We start from the raw sequence: 8,942 nt of genomic DNA, 5'->3' as shown, positions 1-8,942 counted from the left end.
ATTATTAATAATATTTGTGATATTATTAACAATAGTATGTTAATAAACTGTTTAATTTTAGTATAAAATACTAAAAACTTTTGGGGAGGGTTAATATGGAGTATAAAAATGTTATTCTTGAAAAAGAGGGGAAGTTGGCACTGCTCACAATAAACAGACCTAAGGCACTTAATGCTTTAAATTCGGAAACAGTGATGGAAATAGATAGTGCTATAGATGAGATTGCGGCAGATGATGCTGTGCTGGCTGTAATAATTACAGGAGCAGGAAAATCTTTTGTAGCTGGAGCAGATATAACTCAGATGAAAGATTTTAATACCTTAGAAGGCAGAAAATTCAGTAGACTTGGCAATAAAGTTTTTAGGAAACTGGAAAACTTAGAAAAACCTGTTATAGCAGCAGTAAATGGTTTTGCATTAGGTGGTGGATGTGAATTATCTCTGGCCTGTGATATAAGAATAGCTTCATCAAAGGCTAAGTTTGGACAACCAGAAGTGGGATTGGGAATTACACCGGGTTTTGGAGGAACTCAAAGACTTGCACGAGTAGTTGGACTGGGTATGGCTAAAGAGTTGATATATACTGCAAAGATGATAAAAGCTGATGAAGCTTTGAGAATAGGATTGGTAAATAGTGTATTTGAACCCGAAAAATTATTGGAAGAGGCAAAAAAATTAGCAAATACTATAGCTTCTAATGCGCCTGTAGCTGTTAGAATGAGTAAAGCTGCTATAAACAGAGGTATTCAGTGTGATATAGATACAGCTGTAGCTTATGAATCAGAAGCCTTTGGCGAATGCTTTTCTACAGAAGATCAAAAAGAAGGAATGACAGCTTTTGTAGAAAAAAGGGAAAAGAATTTTAAAAATAAATAATTTAGTTATACTATAGCGATCTTGTTATTAATATTTACAGAAGCTATATTTTATAGTATGAAAACTATATTAGGGGGTAAAATAAATGGATTTTACGTTAACAAGGGAACAAGAATTTGTAAAACAGATGGTAAAAGAATTTACCGAAAATGAAGTTAAACCAATAGCCGCTGAAATAGACGAAACCGAGAGATTTCCTCAGGAAACAGTGGATAAAATGGCTAAATACGGTATGTTGGGAATCCCTTTTCCAGTTGAATATGGCGGAGCAGGGGGAGATACGCTGGCTTACATACTAGCTGTTGAAGAGGTTTCTAAGGCTTGTGCTACTACTGGAGTTATACTATCGGGACATACTTCACTTTGTGCTTCATTACTTCAACAATTTGGTACAGAAGAACAAAAACAAAAGTATTTGGTTCCACTGGCAAAAGGTGAAAAACTTGGAGCTTTTGGTCTAACAGAGCCTAATGCAGGTACTGATGCTTCAGGTCAGCAGAGCCAGGCAATACTTGAAGGAGATCACTACATTTTAAATGGACAGAAAATATTTATTACAAATGGAGGAGTTGCAGATGTTTTTATAGTATTTGCTATGACGGACAGAAGCAAGGGTACTAGAGGAATATCTGCATTTATACTGGAAAAGGGAACACCGGGTTTCTCCATAGGCAAAACTGAAAATAAGATGGGAATAAGAGCTTCTTCTACAACTGAATTGGTATTTGAAGACTGCATAATTCCAAAAGAGAATTTGGTAGGGAAAGAGGGAAAAGGTTTCCCAATAGCAATGAAGACTCTTGATGGAGGAAGAATTGGTATAGCTGCTCAGGCTCTTGGAATTGCAGAAGGTGCTTTGGATGAGGCTATTGAATATATGAAAGAGAGAAAACAGTTTGGAAGACCACTTTTTAAGTTCCAGGGTTTAGGCTGGACAGTGGCGGATCTGGATACTGAGATAGAAGCTGCAAGATTTTTGGTGTATAAGGCAGCTGTGAATAAGGATAAAGGAGTTCCTTATACAGTAGATGCTGCAAGAGCTAAACTGATAGCAGCTACTGTGGCTATGGAAGTTACAACTAAGGTAGTTCAGCTGTTTGGTGGATATGGATACACTAAAGACTATCCTGTAGAGAGAATGATGAGAGATGCTAAAATAACTGAAATATATGAAGGAACTTCAGAAGTTCAAAAGATGGTTATTTCAGGAAACTTATTTAAATAGGGGGGACACTTATAATGAATATAGTTGTTTGTTTAAAACAGGTACCGGATACCAATGAAGTTAAAATAGATCCTAAAACTGGAACATTGATAAGAGAAGGTGTTCCATCAATAATAAATCCAGATGATAAAAATGCTCTTGAAGAAGCATTGGTTATTAGAGAAAAAGAGGGGGGAAAAGTTACAGTAATAAGCATGGGACCTCCTCAGGCAGAAGTTGCATTAAGAGAGGCTCTGGCGATGGGTGCTGATGAGGCCATACTTATATCAGACAGAGCTTTCGCAGGTGCAGATACATGTGCCACTGCCTATGCACTGTCAGGCGCACTTAAAGAATTAGATTACGATGTAATCTTTGCTGGAAGACAGGCTATAGATGGAGATACAGCTCAAGTTGGACCTGAAATAGCTGAATTTCTTCAAATACCCCAGGTAACTTATGTAGAAGAAGTTAATGTTGAAGGCGGCAAGTTGAAAGTCAAAAAGGCTTGGGAAGATGGTTATGAAACAGTGACAGTTGGAACCCCAGTGCTTCTTACAGCTATAAAAGAGTTAAATAAGCCAAGATATATGCATATGAAAAATATATTTAAAATCTTTAAGCAGGATGTAAAAGTATGGCATGCAGATGATATAGATGTAGATAAATCCCTTCTTGGACTTTCGGGTTCTCCGACAAGAGTTAGAAGATCGGCTACCAAGGAAGCAAAAGGACAAGGAGAAATAGTTAATAAGCCATATAAGGAAGCTGTAACGTATGCACTTTCAAAATTAAAGGAAAAACACTTAATTTAATTAGGAGGGATTTATAATGAACATAGCAGACTATAAAGGTGTATGGGTATTTGCAGAGCAAAGGGACGGAAACCTGCAGAAAGTTGCCCTAGAATTACTTGGAAAAGGCAGAGAGCTGGCAGATAAATTAGGCGTAGAATTGACAGCTGTATTACTTGGCAGCGAAATAGATGATGCAGCTAAGGAGTTAATTGCTTATGGTGCTGACAAAGTGCTGTATGCGGACAGTCCACTTTTGAAACACTATACTACAGATGCCTATGCTAAAGTTATTTATGATTTAATAAATGAGAAAAAACCGGAAGTATTTCTCATAGGTGCAACATTTATGGGAAGAGATTTAGGACCGAGAGTAGCAGCTAGGCTTAGAACAGGACTTACAGCTGATTGTACAGGACTTGATGTTGATGCAGAGTCGAAAAATCTACTTATGACAAGGCCTGCATTTGGTGGAAATCTTATGGCAACTATAGAGTGTGCTGATCACAGGCCTCAAATGTCTACTGTGAGACCAGGGGTTTTTGAAAAGCTTGAAAAAGACGAAAGCAGAGCTGTCAAGATAGATAAATTTAAGGCAGATTTAAAAGCTTCCGATATTAGATTAAAAGTAGATGAAGTAATAAAAATTGCGAAAAACGTAATGGATATAGGAGAAGCAGATGTTATAGTATCCGGAGGAAGAGGACTTGGAAGTGAAGAGGGATTTAAGGTTCTAAAAGAACTGGCAGATCTTCTAGGTGGAACTATAGCAGGCTCCCGTGCCACTGTTGACAGCGGATGGATAGACAAGGCATATCAGGTAGGACAGACAGGTAAAACCGTAAGGCCTAAATTGTATATAGCTTGTGGTATATCTGGAGCTATACAGCATTTGGCAGGAATGCAGGATAGCGATTTTATTGTGGCCATAAATAAAGATGACAGTGCTCCAATAATGAATGTAGCAGATCTTGGTTTAGTTGGAGATTATAAAAAAATTGTGCCTGAAATGGTAGCCCAGATTAAAGCTATAAAATAGGAGTTTTGTTATAAAGATAGTATTTAAATTATATTAATTTTAGGGGAGGGATATACGTGAAAAAAGTATGTGTTCTTGGTGCGGGAACAATGGGCTCAGGAATAGCTCAGGCTTTTGCATCAAAAGGTGTGGAGGTTATAATAAGGGATATAAAGGATGAATTTGTTGAAAGAGGAATTTCAGGAATAAAAAAGGGATTCCAAAAGAGAATAGCTAAGGGCAAAATTACACAAGCAGATGCTGATGCTATACTTTCTAGAATTAAAGGAACAGTTGACCTTAAATTGGCAGCTGATTGCGATTTAGTAGTAGAGGCAGCAGTGGAAAACATGAAAATAAAGAAGCAGATTTTTTCTGAATTGGATGGGATATGCAAACCGGAAACTATTTTATCTTCCAATACATCCTCATTGTCTATAACTGAGATAGCATCTGCTACAACTAGGCCTGATAAGGTTATAGGAATGCACTTTTTTAATCCAGCACCTGTTATGAAATTGATTGAAATAACAAAGGGAATGGCTACATCTCAGGAGACTTTTGATAAAGTTAAAGAAGTTGCCCTTAGTATAGGAAAAGATCCTGTAGAAGTATCCGAGGCTCCAGGTTTTATTGTAAATAGAATACTGGTACCTATGATAAATGAAGGTGTAGGCATATTAGCTGAAGGTATAGCTTCAGCAGAAGATATAGATAAGGCTATGAAATTAGGTGCAAATCATCCTATGGGACCTTTGGAATTAGGAGATCTTATAGGGTTGGATATTTGTCTTGCCGTAATGGATGTGCTTTATAAAGAAACTGGAGATTCCAAATACAGGGCTCATCCGCTGCTTAGGAAATATGTAAGAGCTGGATGGCTGGGCAGAAAAACTGGAAAAGGATTTTATGACTATAAGAAATAGTTATTTAAAAGTTTCATGTTTGACATTCCCGATTTAAAAAATCGGGAATGTCAAGAGCAGCGTTATGATTATATAAGTTTTTCTAGAGTTCAGTAAGCAAACTCTATCTGAATCTTAGAATCACTTAATTTGAAGAAGATCATTAAACCATTTTATAAGAGATTATGAATTTGATTTAATGATCTTTTTTGCTAATTCACAGATTGTGCACTTTTTGCAATTATATGATATAATTATAAAGGATTATTATATGTCAGATAAATATAAACGAGAGGGGAGTTGAAACTGCCAGAATCAGAGGTGTATCCGGTATATTTGGATTACATTTGATTGGTGGAATAATATGTACAAAATAGTAAGAAAAGAAGAATTGGCACCCAATATATTTTTAATGGATATAGAAGCACCGAGAGTTGCAAAATCCTGTCTGCCTGGTCAATTTATCATAGTAAAAATAGATGAGAAAGGTGAAAGAATACCTTTAACTATATGTGACTATGATTCTGAAAAAGGCACAGTTACAATAGTATTTCAGACATTGGGGGATTCAACTAAAAGGATGGCTGAGTACAGGGTAGGCGAATATTTTGAAGATTTTGTTGGGCCATTGGGACAACATTCTGATTTTGTAAATGAAAGTATGGAGGAACTCAAAAAGAAGAACATAATATTTGTAGCAGGAGGAGTTGGCACTGCCCCGGTTTATCCCCAGGTAAAATGGCTTCATAGCCACGGAATAGATGCAGATGTCATAGTGGGGTGTAAATCTAAAAACTATCTACTTTTTGAAGAAGAGCTGAAACCGATTTGCGATAACCTTTATATAGCTACTGATGATGGAAGTTATGGGTACAAAGGATTTGTTACAGATCTTCTGAAAGAGCTTATTGATAAGAAGACTAAGGACTACAATTATGTAGTCGCTATAGGACCAATGATAATGATGAAGTTTATAGCACAGCTTACTAAAAAATACGGGATTAAAACTATAGTGAGTTTGAATCCTATAATGGTAGATGGTACTGGAATGTGTGGAGCCTGCAGGGTTACTGTAGGAGGAAAAGTAAAATTTGCCTGTGTGGATGGACCCGAATTTGACGGCCATCTTGTAAATTTTGATGAAGCTATGAGAAGGCAGGCTATGTATAAGACTGAAGAGGGAAAAAAGATATTGAAGAAAGAAGAGGGAGATACATTCGACAGAAAGGGCTGTGAATGTAGAGCAGAGGAAAAACTTAATAGGATGAAGAGAGTCCCAATAAGGGAACAGGATCCTAAAGTGAGAGCCACTAATTTTGATGAGGTATGTCTTGGCTACACTGAGGAAGAAGCTGTAAAAGAAGCGTCCAGATGCCTAAACTGTAAAAAACCTATGTGTGTAACTCAATGTCCTGTTTCCATAAGCATACCTAAGTTTATAGAACAGGTTAAGAATAAAAATTTTGAAAAGGCTGCTAGGATAATAGCTGAATCCAGTGCACTTCCGGCAGTTTGTGGAAGAGTCTGTCCTCAGGAAACCCAGTGTGAAGGTAAATGTGTACTTGGAATAAAGGGAGATGCTATTGCCATAGGGAAGTTGGAAAGGTTTGTGGCAGACTGGTCCAGGGAAAATGACATTGATTTGTCCAAGACTTTACCTAAAAACGGTAAAAAAGTGGCTGTAATAGGCAGTGGTCCTTCAGGGCTTACCTGTGCGGGAGATTTGGCAAAGCTTGGGTATGATGTTACTATATTTGAAGCATTACATAAGGCCGGAGGGGTTTTAGTATATGGAATTCCTGAGTTCAGGCTTCCGAAAGATAAGGTAGTGCAGCATGAAGTGGAGAATGTAAAAAAATTAGGTGTTAAGATAGAGACAGATACAATAGTTGGCAGAACTATAACTATTGATGATCTCGTAGAAAAGGAAGGCTTCCAGGCAGTATTTATAGGTTCGGGAGCAGGACTTCCGAGGTTTATGGGAATACCTGGAGAGAATTTAAATGGGGTATTCTCGGCCAATGAGTTTCTTACAAGAAGCAATCTCATGCAGGCATTTAAAAAGGACTATGATACGCCTATAAAGGTTGGCAAGAAAGTTGCTGTAGTGGGCGGAGGAAATGTGGCAATGGATTCCGCAAGGACAGCACTTAGACTTGGGGCAGAAGTATATATAGTGTACAGAAGATCCCGTTCAGAATTACCGGCAAGGGCAGAAGAAGTCCATCATGCTGAGGAAGAGGGAATAAAATTTAATCTCTTGACTAATCCTGTAGAAATATTAGGAGATGAAAAGGGATGGGTTAAAGGAATGAAATGTGTAAAGATGAAATTAGGTGAACCAGATGAATCTGGCAGAAGAAGGCCTATTAAAATAGAGGGTTCAGAGTTTGATTTGGATGTAGATACGGTGATCATGGCACTGGGAACTTCACCGAATCCACTTATAGCTTCTACAACAAAGGGACTTGAAATGAACAAACGCGGGTGCCTGGTGGTGCAAGAAGATACTGGACTCACTACAAGGGAAGGAATATATGCAGGAGGAGATGCAGTTACTGGAGCTGCCACGGTAATACTTGCCATGGGAGCAGGTAAAAAGGCAGCAAAGGCTATAGATGAATACCTGAAGAAATGATTGGGAAAACTGTACTGGAATATTCTGGTGCAGTTTTTTACGATAATTTTTAACTCTACTGTTAAAGGAGTACGTGTATGGATTTTAATTATATAGAAAATTGTGAAGGTGGAATTGTAATAAAAGATGTAAGAAATTTTGAATTGCCCCATATATTTGATTGCGGGCAGTGTTTTAGATGGAATAAAAGGGAAAATGGAAATTATATAGGAGTAGCTTTTGGAAAGGTTATTGAGGTGGAAAAAAGAGACAGAGATGTACTGCTTTACAATGCATCTCAAAGGGACTTTAAAGAAATATGGGCAGACTATTTTGACCTGTATAGGGATTATGGTGAAATAAAAAATATTCTCAGTGAAGATCCAATTTTAAAAAAAGCCGTGGAGTTTGGAAATGGAATAAGGCTGTTGAAACAGGATCCCTTTGAACTGATTGTTTCATTTATAATATCTGCTAACAATAGAATACCTATGATAAAAAGGGCACTGAAAAATATAAGCCAAAAGTGGGGAGAACCGCTGGAATATAATGGGGAAATATATTATGCCTTTCCTAAAATAGAAAGATTAAAGGATGCTACTATGGAAGAACTTGCAGACTGTGGTACTGGATTCAGAAATAAATATATTGTGGATACTGTGCGGAAAATTTATGATAATGGCACTGAGAATCAACAGAATTATGATCAATCCTATGATATTAACTGGATTAAGATGCAAAAAGATGAAGTTTGCCATAAAGAGCTGCAAAAATTTATGGGTATAGGGCCAAAAGTGGCGGATTGTATTATGCTTTTTTCCATGCAGAAGTATTCTGCATTTCCTGTAGATGTATGGGTTAAGAGAGCTATGAATCACTTTTATCTGGCACCGGATGTATCCTTGAAAAAAACAAGAGACTTTGGAATAGATAAATTTGGTCAGTTGTCGGGATTTGCCCAGCAGTATCTTTTCTATTATGCAAGAGAAAACAAGATAAAAATATAGATGTCAGGAGAAAAAGAGAATTGAAGGATGTATTAAAATACGTGCCTGGATTTAGAACGGGTGAAAAATTTAAGATGATAATTGCCTCAGCCTATTATATAACTTGTTCCATAGCCATTATACCTAATTGGGGAGTATTTTTGCTTTTTTTTGCAGCACCTTTTGTACTATTTCATGGCATGGATGCGTTTAAAAATAAATCCAAAAAATCTGCTGTAATTTGTCTGATAGCTTTTATAGTCATGTGTTTTGGAAGAGCTATTGTATTATTAAAAAAGTGATGTAAATAAAGTATAGATTAAATAAAAAGTGCTGTAGAATTGCTTTTAGAACATTTTACAGCACTTTTTTTATATTTTCTATTAATAGCAAATTATACTGTACTACTATTTTAAATTAAACTGATAAGCTTTGACTAAGAAGTTATTATGTTGTAAACTGTTGGTAAATAAAGAATCTGTCTCTTAAACACAACTCCGAGCCCACGAGACCGTACTAGATCTCGTATGCCGTCTTCTGCTT

General features: G+C 36.9%; 8 protein-coding genes. All 8 read left to right on the top strand.

Annotated elements, in window-relative coordinates:
* Positions 1 to 95: 95 nt before the first annotated feature.
* The 8 genes from J5G60_RS14170 (at position 96) to J5G60_RS14135 (ending at position 8,701) form a co-directional block, all read left to right on the top strand.
* Positions 96 to 875 carry a short-chain-enoyl-CoA hydratase gene (locus J5G60_RS14170; RefSeq protein ID WP_150358495.1) on the top strand — a complete coding sequence of 260 codons (780 nt, stop codon included), beginning with the start codon at positions 96 to 98 and terminating at the stop codon, positions 873 to 875.
* An 85-nt stretch (positions 876 to 960) separates the two neighbouring features.
* Entirely contained in the window at positions 961 to 2,100 is a 1,140-nt protein-coding gene (locus J5G60_RS14165) for an acyl-CoA dehydrogenase (RefSeq protein WP_150358494.1), read from the top strand.
* A gap of 14 nt (positions 2,101 to 2,114) precedes the next feature.
* The gene (locus J5G60_RS14160; RefSeq protein WP_150358493.1) at positions 2,115 to 2,894 is read left to right on the top strand and encodes an electron transfer flavoprotein subunit beta/FixA family protein; all 780 of its coding nucleotides are present in this window, start codon (positions 2,115 to 2,117) and stop codon (positions 2,892 to 2,894) included.
* A 16-nt stretch (positions 2,895 to 2,910) separates the two neighbouring features.
* Entirely contained in the window at positions 2,911 to 3,912 is a 1,002-nt protein-coding gene (locus tag J5G60_RS14155; protein ID WP_150358492.1) for an electron transfer flavoprotein subunit alpha/FixB family protein, read from the top strand.
* 56 nt (positions 3,913 to 3,968) lie between these two features.
* Complete coding sequence (locus J5G60_RS14150) at positions 3,969 to 4,817, top strand: 3-hydroxybutyryl-CoA dehydrogenase (RefSeq protein WP_150358491.1); 849 nt, start codon at positions 3,969 to 3,971, stop codon at positions 4,815 to 4,817.
* 343 nt (positions 4,818 to 5,160) lie between these two features.
* A complete protein-coding gene (locus J5G60_RS14145) occupies positions 5,161 to 7,434 on the top strand; it encodes a bifunctional dihydroorotate dehydrogenase B NAD binding subunit/NADPH-dependent glutamate synthase (protein WP_150358490.1) in 2,274 nt (757 codons plus the stop codon).
* A 77-nt stretch (positions 7,435 to 7,511) separates the two neighbouring features.
* Complete coding sequence (locus tag J5G60_RS14140) at positions 7,512 to 8,420, top strand: DNA-3-methyladenine glycosylase family protein (protein WP_150358489.1); 909 nt, start codon at positions 7,512 to 7,514, stop codon at positions 8,418 to 8,420.
* Positions 8,421 to 8,440: 20 nt separating this feature from the next.
* Entirely contained in the window at positions 8,441 to 8,701 is a 261-nt protein-coding gene (locus tag J5G60_RS14135) for a hypothetical protein (protein ID WP_150358488.1), read from the top strand.
* The last annotated feature ends 241 nt before the right edge of the window (positions 8,702 to 8,942 follow it).

The organism is Clostridium sp. HV4-5-A1G, assembly GCF_900184915.1.
In the GTDB taxonomy this organism is placed as follows: Bacteria; Bacillota; Clostridia; order Clostridiales; family Clostridiaceae; genus Clostridium_B; species Clostridium_B aromativorans.
Note: the sequence above shows the minus strand (reverse complement) of the source record. Positions and strands in the feature narration are given on the sequence as shown.